The organism is Phytohabitans sp. LJ34 (assembly GCF_052068095.1).
Taxonomy (GTDB): Bacteria; Actinomycetota; Actinomycetes; order Mycobacteriales; family Micromonosporaceae; genus Phytohabitans.
On sequence record NZ_JBQHDG010000042.1, the window covers coordinates 26,500 to 44,388 of the forward strand.

The following is a 17,889-nucleotide window of genomic DNA, read 5'->3' on the forward strand; positions in this document are numbered from 1 at the left end:
TCATGCGACTCCCGATCATGCCGCCGGTCCCGCCGATGCTGGCCAAGGCGGTCAAGGGCCTGCCCGAGGGCGCGATGAGCTTCGAGCCGAAATGGGACGGCTTCCGTTCGATCATCTTCCGTGACGGCGCCGAGGTCGAGGTCGGCAGCCGCAACGAAAAGCCGATGACGCGTTACTTCCCGGAGCTCGTCGAGGCCGTGCTGGCCAACTTCCCGGAGCGCGCGGTCATCGACGGCGAGATCATCCTGGTCGGCGAGTCCGGCGACCGCCTCGACTTCGAGATGCTCCAGCAGCGCATCCACCCCGCCGCCAGCCGGGTCAAGATGCTCTCCGAGACCGTGCCGGTCCGCTTCGTCGCGTTCGACCTGCTCGCGCTCGGCGACACCGACTGGACGGGGCGCCCCTTCGCCGAGCGGCGGGCCGCGCTGGAGGAGGCGCTCGCGCCGGCCAAGTCGCCCATCCACACCACGCCGGTCACGACCGACCGCGAGGTGGCGGAGCGCTGGTTCCACCAGTTCGAGGGCGCGGGGCTCGACGGGGTGGTGGCCAAGCCGCTCGACGGGCTGTACGAGCCGGACAAGCGCGTCATGTTCAAGGTCAAGCACGAGCGCACGGCCGACTGCGTGGTGGCCGGCTACCGCCTGCACAAGAGCGGCCCGGACCGCATCGGCTCGCTGCTGCTCGGCCTCTACAACGACGACGGCGTCCTGGCCAGCGTGGGCGTGATCGGCGCGTTTCCGCTGGCCCGGCGGGCGGAGCTGTTCGAGGAGCTCCAGCCGCTGGTGACGACGTTCGACAACCACCCGTGGGACTGGGCGCGGCAGATGGAGGGCCACCGCACCCCGCGCAACTCCGAGGGCAGCCGGTGGGCCGCGGGCAAGGACCTGTCGTTCGTGCCGCTGCGGCCCGAGCGTGTGGTCGAGGTGCGGTACGAGCACATGGAGGGCGTCCGCTTCCGCCACACCGCCCAGTTCGTCCGCTGGCGCCCCGACCGCGAACCGCGGTCGTGCACCTACGAGCAGCTCGAAGAGCCGGTCAACTTCGACCTCGAAGACGTCCTGCGCGAGGGACGGGCATAAGCGACCGTTCGGAGTTAGGGCCGCCGCGGCCGCGAAGCCTTGGTTCAAAATCAGACTTGAGCTACCGCGGTGTCCCCGCGCGAGCTATGCGTGGGCAGGGGCGCCTACGCGGGCCGACGGCGGCGGCCCGCGATGCGGCCTGGGCGGGCGCGAAGCTCTCTGGGCGAGCTACGTCAGGGCCGGGCCTAGGCGGGCTGACGGGCGGCGGCCTGAGATGCGGGCCTGGGCGGGCACGTGCCGCTTGCGGGCCACCAGCACCGGGCAGTCCGCGTGCCGCAGCACCGCCTGGGTGACCGGGCCGAGCGGTGTCGGGCGGTCGCCCTGCGCGCCGACCACGACGAGCTGGGCGCCGCCGGAGGCTTCGATCAATGCCTGGCCGGCCGGGCCTTCGACGCGGCGGTGCTCGACCTTCAGGTCACTCGCGGTGAGGGTCTCCGCGCACGCGGTGCCCTCGGCGTGCAGCACCACCAGCCCGGCGTCGCGGCGCCGCGCCTCCTCGACGGCGGTCGCCAGGCCGACGGACGCGTCCGGTGAGCCGTCGACGCCGACCACCACCGGGCCGGAGGCCGTGTCGGAGCCGCGGGCGCAGAGCACCGGCCCGACGGCCCGCGCCGCCACCTGGAACGACACCGACTCGCTCGGGTCGGCCGGGCCGCCCGGGTCGTCGCTGCCGAGGACGAGCATCGAGGCGCGGGCCGCGGCGCGCAGCAGCACCTCGATCGTCTCGCCGTCGACCACCTCGGACGACACGACCAGCTCGCGGTGCCAGTCGCGGGCCTGCGCGGCCGCGTCGGCCACGATCCGCTCCGCCTGCTCGCGTTCCTCGCCGCTGCCGCCCGGGGGCAGCTCCAGCGGCCACATGAACGCGTGTACGACGTGTAACGGGCGGCCGGTGGCCGCCGCCTCCGAGGCGGCCATGCGCACGGCGGCCGCGTCCGTCACAAGATCTTTGACACCAACCGCAACAGGCGCATCTGTGCTCGCCATGGCCGCCACCTCCGCATTGAGGCTCGATCGCCCAAGAGTTCGGTTACCGAAGAAAATCCCGTAGGGAAAGCAGGTTCATACCCCTCTGCCTGCTCACCTAACCGCATGTGACGTCCCGGCGACAGGCTTGAGCGCGGATCGGGAGTTTTCCCACACATCATCCGAAGACTCGAACCCGATCAGGACGTGGGACGTTGCGGTCGCACCGGGACGAACACCGTTAAAGCCGGCGCCATCCATACCGCTTGATCTATACCACTCCGGGTGGCGCCGTCCTGACCTGCGTGAACGAGCCATCGAAAGGAGTATATGCGACGGCCTGCCCTTGCTCGGTCGCAGGTGGGCGAGTATCCACACATGCAAAGACTTGCATCGACCAAGGGGGGCCGTCGTGCGCAAAGTGGCCGCGGCATGGATCGCCGCCGTCGTCGTCATCGCTGGCACACCGACCTTTTCGACCGCGGCGACCGCGGCTCCCGCGGCACCCGCCGACCTCAGCCTGCCCGGGGAGAAGCACGTCTCCCGCGACCTCGACAACCGCGGCGGCGCGGTGGCACCGAACGCCGCGCAGCGCGCCCGCGCCAGATCGGTGGGCGCGGTCAGGTTCAACGCCCTGGGTACACCGAGCGCGCTCGGCAACGGCGCGAAGCCGCTCGCGACCGGCCTGCCCGCCGACGCGGAGGCGGCCGCCCGCGCGTACCTGGCCGGCAACAGCGACCTCTTCGGCCTGGACGACGCGGCCGTCGCGGCGCTGGAGCCGCTGCTGGTCCGCCCGATCGGCAGCGGCACCGTGGTTACCCTGCGGCAGCGCTTCGGCGACCTGCCCGCCGGCCACGACGGCCTGGTGACCGTGCTGGTCAGCGGCGGCAAGGCGGTGCGCGTGACGTCGTCGCTCTCCCGCGACACCAGCGCGCCCGAGCCGGCCACGCTCAGCGAGGCGGAGGCGGTCGCCGTCGCCCGCGCGGACGCCGGCCTGGGCGCGGGCGTCGGCACGAGCGCGGTCAAGCGGGTCGCGGTGCCCACCCCCGCCGACGGGCCGCGCGACGCGTACGCGGTGACGCTCACCGCCGCGGCCGGTGTCGCCGACCCGCTCGCCGTCACCACCTATGTGGACGGTCGCACCGGCGGGGTGCTGGTCCGCGAGGACCTTGTCGACTTCGACTCGGACAACCCGCGCTGGGCCGTATTCCAGACCACGCCGCCGGCCAGCGTCGTCGCCGGCCGCGACCCGCGCGTGCTGTGGTGCCTCCAGCCGTCGAGCCGGTGCGTGCGGGAGGTCCGCGACCCGAACACCGGCCAGGCCTGGGACGTCGACGTCGCCACCGGCCTGCCGACCTTCACCTCGCGCGGCAACGCCGCCGACAACACGCTCAGCCTCGGCGCCGGCACCCCGGCCGTACCGGCGACGCCGAGCCCGAACCGGGAGTACATCTACCCGTTCACCGACCAGTGGCGGCAGGCCCGCTGCAACCCGACGGTCTTCACCTCCGCGCAGCGCAACGACGCCGACGCGGCCATCGCCAACCTCTTCGCGATGCACAACCGGATGCACGACTTCGCGTTCCACCTCGGCTTCACCGAGTCGGCCTGGAACATGCAGCTGGTGAACGTCTCCGGCGAGGGCCTCGGCGCCGACCCGGAAACCGGCCGCGCCCAGTCGAACGCGCTCGGCGGCAGCCGCAACAACGCCAACCAGAACACCGGCCGCGACGGCCTCCCGCCGGTGACCAACATGTTCCTCTGGCAGCCGCAGGCCGGCGGCGCGTACCCGCCGTGCGTCGACGGCGACTACGACATGACGGTGATCGGCCACGAGTACACCCACGCGATCACCAACCGCATGATCGCCGGCCCGGACACCGGCATCGGCTCGGCGCAGGGTGGCGCGATGGGCGAGTCGTGGAGCGACCTGATCGCCGCCGAGTACCTGTACGAGTACGGCCTGCGCGCGCCCGGCGACAGCCCCTTCATCACCGGCGCGTACGTCACCGGCAACACCACCACCGGCATCCGCAACTACGACTCCACCCGCAGCCCGCTCAACTACTCCGACGTCGGGTACGACCTGGTCGGCCAGCAGGTGCACGCGGACGGCGAGATCTGGAGCGCCACCCAGGTGCGCCTGCGCGCGGCGCTGCTCGCCAAGTACGGCAACGGCACGCCGTCGCTCCAGGCCCGCTGCGCCGACGGCCTCGTCGAGGTCAGCTCCTGCCCGGGCAACCGGCGGTGGGCGCAGCTGCTGTTCGACTCGTTCCTGCTCCAGGCCGGCAGCCAGTTCAGCATGCTGGACATGCGCGACAACATGCTCGCCGCCGACCTGGTCCGCTTCGGCGGGGCCAACCAGGAGCTGATGTGGAACGCGTTCGCGCAGGCCGGCATGGGCCGGGACGCCACCAGCGGCCCGAGCGACGCCGACCCGGTGCCGAGCTTCGCCTCCCCGTACGCGGACAACGCCACCGTCACGCTCCGCCCGCTCGGCGACTCCGACGGTGCGCCGATCCGGCTGTACGTGGGCGACTACGAGGCGCGGGTGACCCCGGTCGCCGACACCGACCCGGAGACCGCCCTGCCCGACACGTTCGAGATCCTCGGCGGCAAGCAGTTCAACCTCGTCGCCGCCGGCCCCGGGTACGGCCACCGCAAGTTCACGACGCTCTTCCTGCCCGGCCGCGCCCAGGAGCTCAAGGTCAACCTGCCGCGCAACCTGGCCTCCGCGGCCGGCGGCGCCACGGTGAGCGGACCGGGCGTCAACGTGGACAAGCTGATCGACGAGACCGAGGGCACCAACTGGGCCTCGCTCGACGGCGTGGCCGGCCGCACCCTCACCGTCGACCTGACCGGTGACCTGCCGCAGAAGGTCAGCGTGGTCAACGTGAGCGCGCTGCTGCGCCCGCCGATCACCGGCGACGTCGACCCCAACGTGCAGAACAGGTTCTCCGCGCTCCGCTCGTTCGCGGTGTGGGCCTGCGACGCCACGACGGCCGACTGCGCCACGGACGCCGGCTGGCGGCGGGTGTACCGCAGCGAGACCAACGCGTTCCCGTCGTTCAGCTTCCGGCCGACCGCGCCGACGCTCAACCTGCGGCAGTTCCGCTTCGCCCCGACCCCCGCCACCCACCTGCGCCTCGAGGTGGTGGCCAGCCAGTGCACCGGCAACCCGTCCTACGCCGGCGAACAGGACGCCGACCCGACGGCGGCGACCGACTGCGCGACGGCCAGCCCGTTCGCCACCCAGGTACGCGTGTCCGAGTTCCAAGCCTTCACGCGGTAGCCGCGCCATCGGTCCGGGGCGTGGGCTCGCGCTCACGCCCCGCGCCACCGACGCGAGGGCTCGGTGAGCTACCGCGACGCCCGTCGTGGTCCAGACGCAAGCCACTCACGCACGGCGGCGGCGGTTACTCAGGGAGACGAAGGCCTGTTTCGGTCTCTCGCCGCCTGTTCGGCAACAGGCATTGTGGACAAACACCCCTGCACCGCGGGCCGCATATCCGCCGGGCAAAGGGGTGACCGTGACCAGCGGCGGACGGGCGAGGCCGCGGGAGCAGCGGTCTGGACCACGACGGGCGTCGCGGCAGCTCAAATCTCCTTGTTCGAACGCGCCGATCAAGGAGAGGCCCGACGTGGCATCCCGATCGCGCCGGCCGCTTGTGGCGGCCGGGGGTCAGCGGACCTCGACGCGTACCGAGTCGAGGGCGGGGATCTGGTTGGCGCGCTGCATCATCGGGACGCGGTGGGAGGCGTCGCCGGCCCAGGCGGAGCACTGGAAGGTGCCCTCCTGCGGCAGGCCAGGTACCCGGATCTCGATGATGTCCGGCTCGGTGCCGCCGCGGCTGTCCTCGGTCGCGACGAAGAACGCCGGCGCGGGCGCGGGCTCGGGTGCCACCCGGGTGCTGGTGAGCACGCGGCAGGCGGTGTGGAAGTGGCCGCGCACCAGGCCTCGCTCGTTGAGGATCGACATGTCCACGTAGTACCCGCCGCGCCCGGCCGGCAGGAAGCGGTCGCGGACGAGGTTGCGGGTGCTGACCCGGATCGTGAAGGGCTGGTTGACGCCGACCCGCTCGGGTGCGTCGGTGATGAGCAGCGACGGGTTGTTCGCGGCGTCGGCGAGCTCGCCCATCTCGGTGTCCACGCACCGGCCGCCGTTCTGGAAGCCGTCGTGCCGCGGCAGGTCGTTTCCCTCCGCGCACTCGTCCGGCCCGAAGTCCAGGCCGGGTGGCGCGGACGTGGTCGGCGGCGGGGGCGGGGGCGCGGTGGTCGGGGGCTGCGGCGGGCCAGTGGTGACCGGTGGCCGGGTGGTCGGGTGGGTGCCGTCTCCGCGTCCGGGCTGGGGTGGGCCGGTGGTGACCGGCGGGCGGGTCGTCCGGGTGTTCGCGGCCGGCGGCCGCGGTGCCCGGGGCGCGTCGGTCTGGTCGGACTCGCCGGTCTCCTCGGTGCGCGGGGCCGGCTGCCGGGCCGGACGCCGGGTGGCCGGGCTCGTCGCCGGCGGCTTGTCGCGCGCCGCGGGCGTGGTCGGATCGGGTGCCGGGGTCGACTCCGAGTACTCGTTGGGCGCTCCGAGATCGCCGGCGGCCTGCGGTTCGTTCAGGACCTCCTGCTCGCCGGGCTGGCCCGCGCAGCCGGCCAGCGCGGTGGCGAACACGGTGAGCGTCGCGAGTGCCAAACGGATCCGGACGTGGTGTGCCATGAGCGGGACTCCAGGGTGCGGAGAGCGGGGGTACCGAGCAGCGGCGGTGACAACGTCAGCCCAGCGGGCGGAGCGTACTCCCGGCGCGTCGAGGCACGTCAAACGCGCGAAACCCTTTGTTTAAGCCGGTTTTGAGGAAGCATGGCGGTGGATTGCGCCACTTTGCGGCGGATCGCACCCCACCGGCGCCGGATCAACCGGAAGCAAACCTTAAGGTGCGGCTAACCGCCGGAAAAGCTTGCTCCGGGCGGCCTTGCCCAAAGGCACGCACGCCGTGGATCGTGGGTTCAACGGGGGAGGTTGGTCGATGCCAAACGATGCGGATCTGGCCGAGTTCGGCCGGCTGTTCCAGCGGTTTCTCCAGCTGGTGCTGGAGCGGGCCGGTGACCGGCCCTCCGAGCTGATCGCGATGATCACCGGTCACCTGGGCGTGGAGCCGACGGGGCTGCCGGTGGTCGCGGAGTCCTACCAGACCTTCGACCACGCCAACGTGCAGGTGGCGCTCGAGGCATACCTCGCCGGCGAGGGCCGCTCCGCCGAGCTGATCGGGGTCGCCGGCCAGGGCATGCGCGACATGCACAGCCTCGCCGAGGTGGTCGAGCTGTCCGCGCGGCACCACATGTTCTCGCCCGGCGGGGTCGACTACGCGACCGCGCCGGCCGGGGTCGGCGTGGAGCGCCGGGTCGTCAACTTCGGCATCTTCCTGGTCTCCGACGGGCCGGCGCGGCTCGTCGCCCTGCTGCGCGGCAGCTCCGCGCGGCACGGCCGGCCCGCCGTGCAGCTGGAGGTGCTGTCCGCCGACCCCGCGGCCGCGCAGGGCATGCTCGCCGAGGTGCGGCGGCTGATGGTCACGCACAACGTCTTCCGCGGCCAGGTCGTCTCCTTCGAGACGGACGAGGTCGCTTTCGGCCACGGCGGTGTCGGGCCGCTGCGCTTCCACGCGCGGCCGGCGCTCGACGCGCACGACGTGGTGCTGCCGCCGGGCACGCTCGACTCCGTCGACCGCCAGATCGTCGGGATGGCCCGCCACCGCGAGCTGTTGCGCGCCGCCGGCCACCCGCTCAAGCGGGGCGTGCTGCTCTTCGGCCCACCGGGCACAGGCAAGACCCACACCGTCCGATATCTGATGTCGCGGCTGCCGGACTTCACGGTGGTACTGCTGCCGGGGATGGCGCAGCAGTTCATCCAGCACGCGTGCGGGCTGGCCCGCCTGCTCCAGCCGGCCCTGGTGGTGATGGAGGACGTCGACCTCGTCGCCGAGTCGCGTAACATGCGGCACGGCATGGACAACCCGCTGCTGTTCCAGGTGCTCAACGAGATGGACGGGCTCTCCGGCGACGCCGACGTGGCGTTCCTGCTCACCACCAACCGGGCCGACCTGCTGGAGGCGGCCCTGGCCCAGCGGCCCGGCCGGGTCGACCTGGCCGTCGAGCTGCCGCTGCCCGACGAGGCCGGACGCGCGGCGCTGCTGCGCCTGTACGGGCGCGGGCTGTCGCTGACCGAGCCGCAGGTGGCGGAGATCGTCACGGCGACCGCCGGGATGACCGCGTCGTTCTTCGCCGAGCTGGCCCGGCGTGCGACGCTGCTGGCGGCGATCGACGGAGGCGCCGCGGCCTCGTTCGACCACGTGCGCGCGGCGCTGGTCGAGCTGGAGGAGAGCCGGCGCCTCGTGTCGCGCCAGCCGTGACGGGGGAGGACCGCACTGTTTCGCACGCTGCTCGCGGCCCGCTTCCTGTCCAGCGCGGGCGACGCGCTCAGCCTCGTCGCGCTCATGGTGCACGTCGCCGACTCGACCGGCCAGGCGCTCGCCGTCTCGGTGCTGCTGCTGGTCGGCGACTTCGCGCCGTCGCTGTTCGGGCCGCTGACCGGGGCGATCAGCGACCGCTTCGACCTGCGCCGCGTCATGATCGGGTGCGAGCTGGCACAGGGCGCGCTGCTCGTGCTGATCGCCCTCTCGCTCGACAACCTGCCGCTGTTGCTCGTCCTGGTCGGCCTCCGCGCGCTGGCCGGCCAGATCTTCCTACCGGCCTCCCGGGCCGCCGTGCCGGCCCTCGTCGCCGACCGCGACCTGCCCGGCGCGAACTCCACATTGGGCCTCGGCACCAACGGGGCCGAGGCCGTCGGCCCCTTGCTCGCCGCCGCGCTCCTTCCCTTCGCCGGGGTACGCGGGGCGCTGCTCGTCGACGCCGCCACGTTCGCCATTTCGGCCGTGCTGCTCGCCACGCTCCGCCCGATCCCGCCCGCCACGGCGGCGCCCGCGCTGCTCGCCGGTGCCCGGGAGGGGCTGCGCTACATGTGGGCCACCCCCGCGGTACGGGTCGTCGCGCTCGGCTTCTGCGGCGTGGTGGCGTTCACCGGCATCGACGACGTGGCGCTGGTCGTGCTCGCCAAGGACACGTTCCGGGCCGGTGACGCGGCGGTCGGCGTCCTGCTCGCCGGCGTCGGGATCGGCCTGCTCGCCGGGTACGCGCTGCTGACCCGGTACGCCGGCCGGTTCGCGATGGCCGGGCTGCTGGTGGCCGGGTTCGCGGTGAGCAGCGTCGGCAACCTGCTCACCGGGCTGGCCTGGGCGGTGGCGGCCGCGTTCGCGCTCCAGACGGTGCGCGGGCTGGGCATCGCCGCGATGGACGTCGCCAGCAACACCCTCGTGCAGCGGCTCGTGCCGGTCGGGCTCATGGGCCGCGTCTTCGGCACCCTGTACGGCGCCGTCGGCGCCGCCGCCGCGCTGTCCTATGTGGCCGGCGGCGTGCTGCTGGATGCGACGTCGGCGCCGGTCACGTTCGTGCTCGCCGGAGCGGGCGGCACACTGGTGACGCTTGTGGCGGGCATCCGACTCCGGCGGGCCCTCCACGGGTAGCCCAGCGGTCGTACGCTCCCGTGACATGGCCCTGGAGGAGTGGATCGCGCTCGGCGGGCTGGTCGTCGCCGTGGCGGGCGTCGTCGTGGCCGTGCTCCAGTGGCGGTCCGGCCGTCCGGCACCGCCGCCGCGGCCAGCCGCCCGGCCGCCGGTGCTGCCGGCGCTGCTGCGGGCCCAGCGGGCGTACGCCGGGGCGCTGCCCTACCTCGCCGCCCTGGGCGGTGCCGCGCCCGAGCTCGCCGCGGTGTACGTGACGCTCCGCGCCGGCCGGATCGAGCGGGCGGCGGCCGTCGCCGGCCCACCCGACCAGGGCAAACCACCCGCCGAGCCGCGGGTCACCGAGGTCGACCTGGCCGAGGTGGTCTCCGCGCCGGGCGGGGCGGTGCTGGTCGGCGGCGCCGGTTCGGGCAAGTCCACAGTGGTCTCGCGGGTGGTGGCCGAGGCCGCCGAGCGGTGGCTGGCCGCCGGGGAGGGCACGCCCGGCCCGGCCGGTCTCCCGCTCGTCGTGCCGGCGCGGCTGCTCGGCCCCTCGGCGGACCTGCACCGGGCGGTCGCCGCCGGGCTGGCCCGCACCGCCCGCCTCGCCGAGGACGACCTGTCCGCCCTGCTCGCCGCGGCGCCGCCCGGCGGCGGTCACTGGCTCGTGGTCGTCGACGGGCTGGACGAGGTCGTCGACGCGGGAGAGCGCCGCGACGTGGTGCGGCGGCTCGCGATGTGGCTGGCCGACCCCGGCGCGCCGCACCGGATCGTCGTCACGACCCGGCCGCCGCGCGAGGGCGAGCTGGCCCCGCTGCGCGCGGCCGGTGCGACCGAGTTCCACTTGCGACCGTTCGATGTGGACGGCCTGGCCGTGTTCGCGCGCCGCTGGTTCGCCGCGGTACACCCGAACGGTGGCGACCTGGCCGGCCGCTTCCTCGCCCGGGTCGCCGCCGACCGGCTGGGCGGGCTGGTCCGCACGCCGCTGCTCGCCACGATCGCGGCGGTCGTCTTCGGGCGCTCGCTCGACCAGCCGCTGCCCGCCGGCCGGGCCAGCCTGTACGAGGCGTACGTCGACCTCTCGCTCCGGCGCCGCCGCAGCCCCCGCGACGTGGCCGAGAGTGACCCGGACGACCCGCGCGCACGGGTGTGGCGCGGCGACCCGAGCGGCCAGGCGTTGCTGTGGGAGCTGTTCCTGCACACCGAAGACCTGCTCCGCCACCTCGCCGACCGGCGGTTGGCCGGCGACCCGGCCCCGCTGGCCGGCATCGCCACCACGTGGGTCACCGACGTGCTGGGGGACGGCGACCGGGCCCGCCGGCTCGTCGCCGCAGACCCCGCGTGGGCGCATCTGGTGCCCGCGCTGCTGGCCGAGACCGGGCTGGTCGGTCCGGCCGGCGCTGACGCGGAGTTCACCCACCCGAGCTTCACCGAGTACCTGGCGGCCCGGCACCGCGCCCTCGGCATGCCGGAGAGCCTCGCGGCGGTGGACGACGGCGCCACCCGCGGCTTCGGCCTCTTCGCGGTGGCGGCGGCGGTCCGCCGCGAGCCGGCCGCCGCGGCCACGGTGGAGGCGCTGCTCGACGGCGACCATGTCGACCTGCGCACGCTCGCCGAGATCCTCGCCGACGGGGTGCCGCTCGACCCGGCGTTCCAGCGCCGTGCCGCCGCCGACATCGTCGCCCGGTGCCGCGAGGCCGGCCGGCGGTACGGCAGCTTCCGGCACGAGGAGACGGTCGCGGCCGTGGCCGCCCACCCGTTCGCGGCCGACCGCCTCGCCGCGGTCGCCGGCAGCGCGGACGAGCCGGCCGGTTTCCGGGGCACCGCCGCCCGCCTGCTCGCCGCCGCGGGCCGGCCGGAGGCGGTCGAGGCGCTGCTGCCGGCGCTCGACGACACCGACCTGACGGCCGCCGAGCGGGCCACCCTCGCCGAGGTCACCGCCGGGCTCGGCACCGGGCCGGTGGCCGCCCGCGGGCTCGACACGCTGCGCGCCCTGGCCGGCGGCGACCAGGAGGATTGGGCCGCCCACGACGCCGCGGTCGCCCTAGCCGAGCACGGCACGCACGCCGACCGCGCGGGCCTGCTCGCGCGGGCCACCGAGGAGGGGTCCAGCTACTGGCGCGTGCTGGTCGCGGCCGCGCTGGCCCGGCACGGCGACGCGGCACAGCGGACCGGCGCCGTGCACGTGCTCGACGGCCTGCTCACCGACGACATCCTCGCCGTCGCACCCTTCGCCGAGTACGGCGGGCCGGACGCCCGGCGGCGCCTCGCCGCCGTCGCCGCCGACCGCGCGGTGGCGCCCGGCATCCGCCGCGCCGCCGTCGGCGGCATGCTGCGCTTCGCCGGTCCGGACGAGCGCGAGTCCATCGTGGACACCGTCCGCGGCCTGCTGAACCGCGCGGAGGAGTCCGATCGCGGACCGATCCTGGTCGACCTCGTCGCGCACGGGCCCGGCGCCGACCAGGCCGCGGCGTTCGCTCGCGACCCTTCGGTGGGCACGGGTCCGCGTGGCATGGTCGCGGTTGCGCTACTACGCGACGGCGCGGCCGCCGATCGGGGTGTCGGCTTCGACGTGCTGCGGGCGATCGCGAGGGACGCCAACGTGAGGGCGTACGAGCGCGAAGAAGCCCTGCGCGCGCTCGCCACGTACGGGGGACCGCCCGGCCTCGCCGCGGTGGCCGAAGCCGTCGGCGCGGCGGACCCGCCGGACGTGCGGCTCGCCGCCGCCCGCGGCCTCGCGCTGCACGGCGACCCCGTGGAGCGCGCCACCGGGCGGCGGTCGCTGACCGCTCTGGTGGAGGCGGGCCGGCCGCCCGAGGCGGACCCGTGGGACATCGTGCCGGGGCACGCCGCGGTCGATCTCGCCGAGTACGGCACCGCGGCCGACCGGGCCTGGCTCGCCCAGCTGGGCGCGGACGCCGGGACGACCGGGCGCCTGCGCGGCCAGGTGCTCGACGGGCTGTTCCGCTTCGGCACCGGCGGCGAGCGGGCCGCCGCCCGGACGCTGATGGAGCGGCTGGTGCGCGACGCCGGCGACGACTGGGTCGAGCGCGGGCTCGTGGCGAAGACGCTCGTGCAGTCCGGCGGCCCGCCCGAGCGGCGCACGCTCCGGCGGTGGGCGGCCGACGGCGGCCTGGCCAGCGGCACCCGCTACCGCGCCGCCGAGGCCCTCGCCGACGACGGCGGGCCCGCCGACCTCGCGGGCGCGCTGCGCGCCTTCGCCGAGCTCCTCGACGACCCCGCCGCCGACCCGGTGGTGCGCCACTTCGCCGCCCGCGACCTGTACCAGCACGGCGGCGCGGCGGAGCGCGCCGACCTGGAGCGGCGGGCACAGGACCGGTCGGCCGACCCGCGGGCCCGGGTCGTCGCCGCGGCCGGCGTCATGCGGAGCCGCGAGGGTGCCGCCGCCCGCCTGGCCGCCGGGGTCCTCGCCAGCCTCGCCGCGGACCCGGACCTCGACGTGGAGATGCGGCTGGAGGCGGCCCAGCAGCTCGTCGAGCACGGCGACCGCGAGGCGCACGACGCCGCGATCCACCTCGCCGGCGACCCGGTGCTGCGACTGGGGGTCGCGCAGGCGTTCCTGACCACGATGCGCCCGGTCACCGCCGCGCACGAGGCGGCGGCCGCCGGGCATCTCGCCGCCCTGCTGCGCGAGTCCACGATGCGGGCGGACGACAGCCAGTTCATGGCGGACCTGCTGGTGCGCGCGGCCAAGGCGGTGGACACCGCGCTGGAGCTGTCGCGCGACCCCGCGGTCCCCGAGGACAACCGGCTGTCCGCCGCGTACGCCCTCTACTCGGCCGACCACTACGACGCGCTCGTCCGCCTCGCCGGCGACGGCGCGCTGGCGCCGGCGGTGCGCATCCCGGTCGCGCGGTGGCTGGCCGGCGAGGACGAGGGTCCGCGCCGGGCGGCGGGCCTGGCGGCGCTGGAGTCGATCGTCACCGACCGCGCGACGACCGGCGACGGCCGCGAGCTCGCCGTCGGTGCGCTGCGCCGCCACTTCGACAACGCCGCCGAGGTCCTGACCCGCCTGGCAACCGCCCCCGCGGCACCGGTGGACACCCGCTGCGCCGCGGCCGCCGCGCTCGCCGAGCACGGCACGGACGGCCTGGCCCGGCACGGCGCCGAGGTGCTCGCCGACCTCGCGGCGAACGGCCCGACCTGGTGGGTCCGCCTGCACGCGGTGCTCGGCATCCAGCTGTACGCCACCGGCGTGCCGGTCCCCACCGGCGCCGGCACGCACCCGGTCGTCCGCGCCTTCGCCGCGCGGCACGTAGCCAACGAGGGCGATCCGGAAGGCCTGGCGGTGCTACGCGCCATGCTCGGCGACCCGGCGGCGCCGGACGAGGCCCGCGCGCTCGCGGTGGCGATGCTCGTCGCCGCGGGAGAGCCGGCCGTAGGCGTCGAGGCGATGTCCGCGCCGGACACGACCGCGCTGGTCCGTGCGGCGGCCGCGACCGCGCTGGCCGAAGACGACTCCACAGCGGACGAGGGCGCGCTCGAGACGCTCGCCCGGCTGGCGGTGGACCGGTCCGCACCGGACGACGTGCGCGCCGCGGCCGTCACCTTTCTCAGCCGCCGCGACCGGCTCGCGGCGGCCATGCGGATCGCCCCCGACCCGGACGCCTCCGGCCTGCCCCGGCTCGCGGCGGCCACCGCGCTCCTCGCCGCCGGCGTCCCCGGCGCGGCCGAGTTGGTGCACCCCGAGGAGCCGGGCGGTCGCCTGTGGCTGTGGGCGCTGGCCGCGCTCAACCAGTACGGCGACGAGGCCGACCGCGACGTCGACCTGGTCGCCGCCATCCGGTACTTCGCCGACGAGGTGGGCCCCGGCGACCCGCTGGTGCGGCACCTCACGACCACCGGGTGGTACGACTACGACGACCCGCCGCTCGACTGCCTGCGCCAGGAGCTCGTCGGCGTCCTGATGACGATCGACGGCGATCCCGAGCTGTGGCGGGAGAGCGCCCGCGAGGTCACCCGCCACGGCGACGGCTACGAGCGCCTGCTGGCCCGCGCCGTGCTTCGCGAGACAGATCCGGCGGCAGCGGTCGAGCTGGACAAAACGGCCTAACGATCGCGCAGGCCAGAGCCTTGACAAGCGCTTTCCTGAATCCATAGCCTTCTACTTTGTTTAAACGTTTCATCACTGTGCCCGTCGATACCCAGCCGCCCACCAACGGAGGCGCTGATGCATACCCGGACCCGCGCGCTGCTCGCGAGCGCCTGCACGATCGCCCTCATGACCCTCGGCGCCGTCCCGGCCTCGGCCGGCGGTCACGGCCGCACCGGCCCCCGCCTCGAACGCCTCGACCGCGGCCTCGTCGCGGCCACCACCGACGGCGGGATCTTCCTCAGCTGGCGGCTGCTCGGCCACGAGGCCACCGGCCACTCCGCCACCGGCCTGACCGGCGCCGACTTCCGGGTGTACCGGGACGGCCGGCCGATCGCCACCGTCACCGACAGCACCAACTACCTCGACGCGGCCGGCACCGCCACGTCGCGGTACCGGATCGGCACGCTGGTCCGCGGCCGCGAGGTGGCCCGGAGCGCGGCGGTGACCCCCTGGTCCGGCGCCTCCCGCGACATCCCGCTGCGCAAGCCCGCCGACGGCGTGACCCCGCGCGGCGAGGCGTACACCTACTCCGCCAACGACCTCAGCGTCGGCGACGTGGACGGCGACGGCCAGTACGAGTACGTGGTCAAGTGGGACCCCTCCAACTCCAAGGACGTGTCCCAGGTCGGCTACACCGGCCCGGTCTACATCGACACCTACGAGGCGGACGGCACGCTCCTGTACCGCGTGGACCTCGGCGTCAACGTCCGCGCCGGCGCGCACTACACCCAGTTCCTCGTGTACGACTTCGACGGCGACGGCCGCTCGGAGATGATGTTCAAGACCGCGCCGGGCACCCGGGTGACCCGGTACAAGCGGGACGGCACGGCGGGCGAGACCCGTTACGTCACGATGCCCAGGCGGGACATCCGCGCCGGGTACTCGCACGCCGACGACTACCGGCTGAGCGCCGCGGACTACCGCGAGCGCCTCGTCGGCGTCTTCCAGGGCTGGGACAGGCACCCCGAGGTGGTCGCCGGCCGGTGGCCGTCCACACTGGAGGCCGCGCTCGGCATCCCGCCGGCGTACGCCTACCCGCTGTCGCGTGTGGACGCCGAGGCGCTGGTCGACCACTTCATCGACGTGTACGCACCGGCCCGCAGCGCCCGCAACGTCCTGCGCAACTTCGAAGGCTTCATCGTGGACGGTCCGGAGTACCTGACCGTCTTCGACGGCGCCACCGGCCGCGAGCTCCAGACGGTCGACTACAAGCCGGGCCGCCACGACGACGGGCTCATGTGGGGCGACTACGCGATGTCCCGCATCGAGCCCGGCAACCGCGTCGACCGCTTCCTCGCCGGCGTGGCCTACCTCGACGGCAAGCGCCCCTCGGCGGTCTTCGCCCGCGGCTACTACACCCGGTCCACATTGGTCGCCTACGACTGGGACGGCCGGCGCCTGCGCGAGCGGTGGTACGTCGACAGCGGCTGGACGCCGATGACCAACCCGTTCAACGACAGCCCGCACGGCCGCGACGGCACCGACCCCGAGTTCAAGACGCTCACCACGCAGGGGTACCACTCGCTCAGCGCGTCCGATGTGGACGGTGACGGCAAGCAGGAGATCGTGTACGGCGCGGCCACCATCGACCACGACGGCACCCTGCTGTACAGCTCGTTCGCGGTGGGCCCACCGGCGAGCGCGGTCGCCGGCCAGAACGTGCGCCTCGGCCACGGCGACGCGATGCACGTGACCGACATCGACCCGGCCCGCCCCGGCCTGGAGATCTACACCTGCCACGAGGGCGGCACGTTCGCACCGTACGGCCACGCCATGCGCGACGCGGCCACCGGCGAGGTCCTGTTCGGCGACTACACCGGCCGCGACACCGGACGCGCGATGGTCGGCGACGTCGAGCCGGCCGTGCCCGGCCTGGAGGCCTGGCCGGCCATGCCGCCGAACGCGGCCGACCTCGGCATCGGCCTCTTCTCCGCGGACGGCGACCTGCTCGCGCCCACCACGCCCGGCACCAACATGAGCATCCGCTGGGCGGCCGACCTGACCACCCAGATCGTCAACGGCCAGGCGCCCGCCGACACGACCGTCGACGACTGGAAACGCGGCCGGCTGCTCACCGCCACCGGCACCACCACCAACAACGGCACCAAGGGCAACCCGGGCCTGGTCGCCGACGTGCTGGGTGACTGGCGCGAGGAGCTGCTGGTGCGCACGCTCGACAGCACCGCGATCCGGGTCTTCCTGAGCACGGAGGTCACCGGCCACAAGCTCTACACGCTGATGCACGACCCGCAGTACCGCGCCGAGGTCGCGAGGCAGCAGACCACCTACAACCAGCCGTCGTACACCAGCTTCTACCTGGCCTCCGACACCGACTGGTCCAAGGTCCCGCTGCCGCGCACCTGACCCGGGAGCGAGCCCCCTGGGCCGCACCTTGTCGGACCGGTGCCGCGGCCCGGCCCGGCTGTCGCCGCACCGCATGTGACGCGGCGTTACCGGCCTGGAGGGGGCTTCCGGATCTAGAACGGTTAGGGCTGATCTGCCGACCTAACCGTTCTAGATCTCGAAGCTCGCGCCGTGGATGCCGTCTTGGTGGCTACTGGCGGCGACGAAGGCCGCTCGACGCCATCGCCGCCGACTGGGGGACGTCTGTGGACAGCGCCCTGATCCCTACCCCGAAAGGTCTCTAGACCTTTCGGAGTCAGGGTGTCTGCCCTTTCTGGATTTGCCCGCGCTCACTGTCAGTTGTAGACCGTGTGCTCCCGCGGGCACCGCTGCCGGCTGGCGGCTCGCGGAGCGAGCCGAAACCGCCGGCCGTCCACTGCCGGGTCCGCGGTGCAAGCCCCTCGGGTCCGTTCGCGGACAGCCGTATGCCTCTACCCCTCCGACATCCTGACGTAGCGTTACCAGCGTCCGGGGTCGGGCTTTGAGATCTAGGAGACTTAGGGTTGAAATGGCGCCCTAACTCTCCAAGATCTGGCATCGGACCCTGTTTCACGCCGCTGTGGCGGTTACTCGTGGTGACGGCGTGTCTGTCCGGCCCTGGCGCCCGTCGCTTCGGTGGGGCATTGTGGACAAACGGGCCGTGCGCGGCGCCATCCGGGGTGAGCGTGACCAGCGGTGGACGGGTGAGGCCGCGGGAGCAGCGGTCTGGACCACGACGGACAGAGATGATGTTTGTGAGCACCTCCCGTCGGGGGTCTGACCCTACGACGGACTGACTTCGGGTCTT

At 74.2% G+C, this 17,889-nt stretch carries 8 protein-coding genes; 6 read left to right on the plus strand and 2 right to left on the minus strand.

What is annotated here, in order from left to right; all coding sequences use genetic code 11:
- The first annotated feature begins 2 nt into the window (after positions 1-2).
- Positions 3-1,079: an ATP-dependent DNA ligase gene (locus tag ACTMTJ_RS43965; RefSeq protein WP_441224892.1), complete on the plus strand. Its 1,077-nt coding sequence runs from the start codon at positions 3-5 to the stop codon at positions 1,077-1,079.
- A 168-nt stretch (positions 1,080-1,247) separates the two neighbouring features.
- Here ACTMTJ_RS43965 and ACTMTJ_RS43970 read toward each other — a convergent pair whose 3' ends face one another.
- The gene (locus ACTMTJ_RS43970) at positions 1,248-2,066 is read right to left on the minus strand and encodes a universal stress protein (RefSeq protein ID WP_441224893.1); all 819 of its coding nucleotides are present in this window, start codon (positions 2,064-2,066) and stop codon (positions 1,248-1,250) included.
- A 391-nt stretch (positions 2,067-2,457) separates the two neighbouring features.
- On the opposite strand from ACTMTJ_RS43970, the gene ACTMTJ_RS43975 reads away from it, so the two are divergent.
- Positions 2,458-5,337, plus strand: a complete 2,880-nt coding sequence (locus tag ACTMTJ_RS43975) for a M36 family metallopeptidase (protein ID WP_441224895.1) — start codon at positions 2,458-2,460, stop codon at positions 5,335-5,337.
- Positions 5,338-5,727: 390 nt separating this feature from the next.
- On the opposite strand, the gene ACTMTJ_RS43980 is transcribed toward ACTMTJ_RS43975, so the two are convergent.
- Complete coding sequence (locus ACTMTJ_RS43980) at positions 5,728-6,750, minus strand: Pecanex-like protein 1 (RefSeq protein WP_441224896.1); 1,023 nt, start codon at positions 6,748-6,750, stop codon at positions 5,728-5,730.
- 307 nt (positions 6,751-7,057) lie between these two features.
- Between ACTMTJ_RS43980 and ACTMTJ_RS43985 the strand changes: the two genes are divergently transcribed.
- The 4 genes from ACTMTJ_RS43985 to ACTMTJ_RS44000 all read left to right on the plus strand — a co-directional run bounded on the left by ACTMTJ_RS43985 (position 7,058) and on the right by ACTMTJ_RS44000 (position 17,063).
- Positions 7,058-8,437, plus strand: a complete 1,380-nt coding sequence (locus ACTMTJ_RS43985) for an AAA family ATPase (RefSeq protein WP_441224898.1) — start codon at positions 7,058-7,060, stop codon at positions 8,435-8,437.
- Between the two features lie 15 nt (positions 8,438-8,452).
- Positions 8,453-9,607 carry an MFS transporter gene (locus ACTMTJ_RS43990; protein WP_441224904.1) on the plus strand — a complete coding sequence of 385 codons (1,155 nt, stop codon included), beginning with the start codon at positions 8,453-8,455 and terminating at the stop codon, positions 9,605-9,607.
- 25 nt (positions 9,608-9,632) lie between these two features.
- Positions 9,633-14,657 (plus strand): NACHT domain-containing protein, encoded by a 5,025-nt coding sequence (locus ACTMTJ_RS43995; RefSeq protein ID WP_441224900.1) that lies wholly within the window; start codon positions 9,633-9,635, stop codon positions 14,655-14,657.
- A gap of 117 nt (positions 14,658-14,774) precedes the next feature.
- Entirely contained in the window at positions 14,775-17,063 is a 2,289-nt protein-coding gene (locus ACTMTJ_RS44000; protein WP_441224901.1) for a rhamnogalacturonan lyase, read from the plus strand.
- Positions 17,064-17,889: the final 826 nt, after the last annotated feature.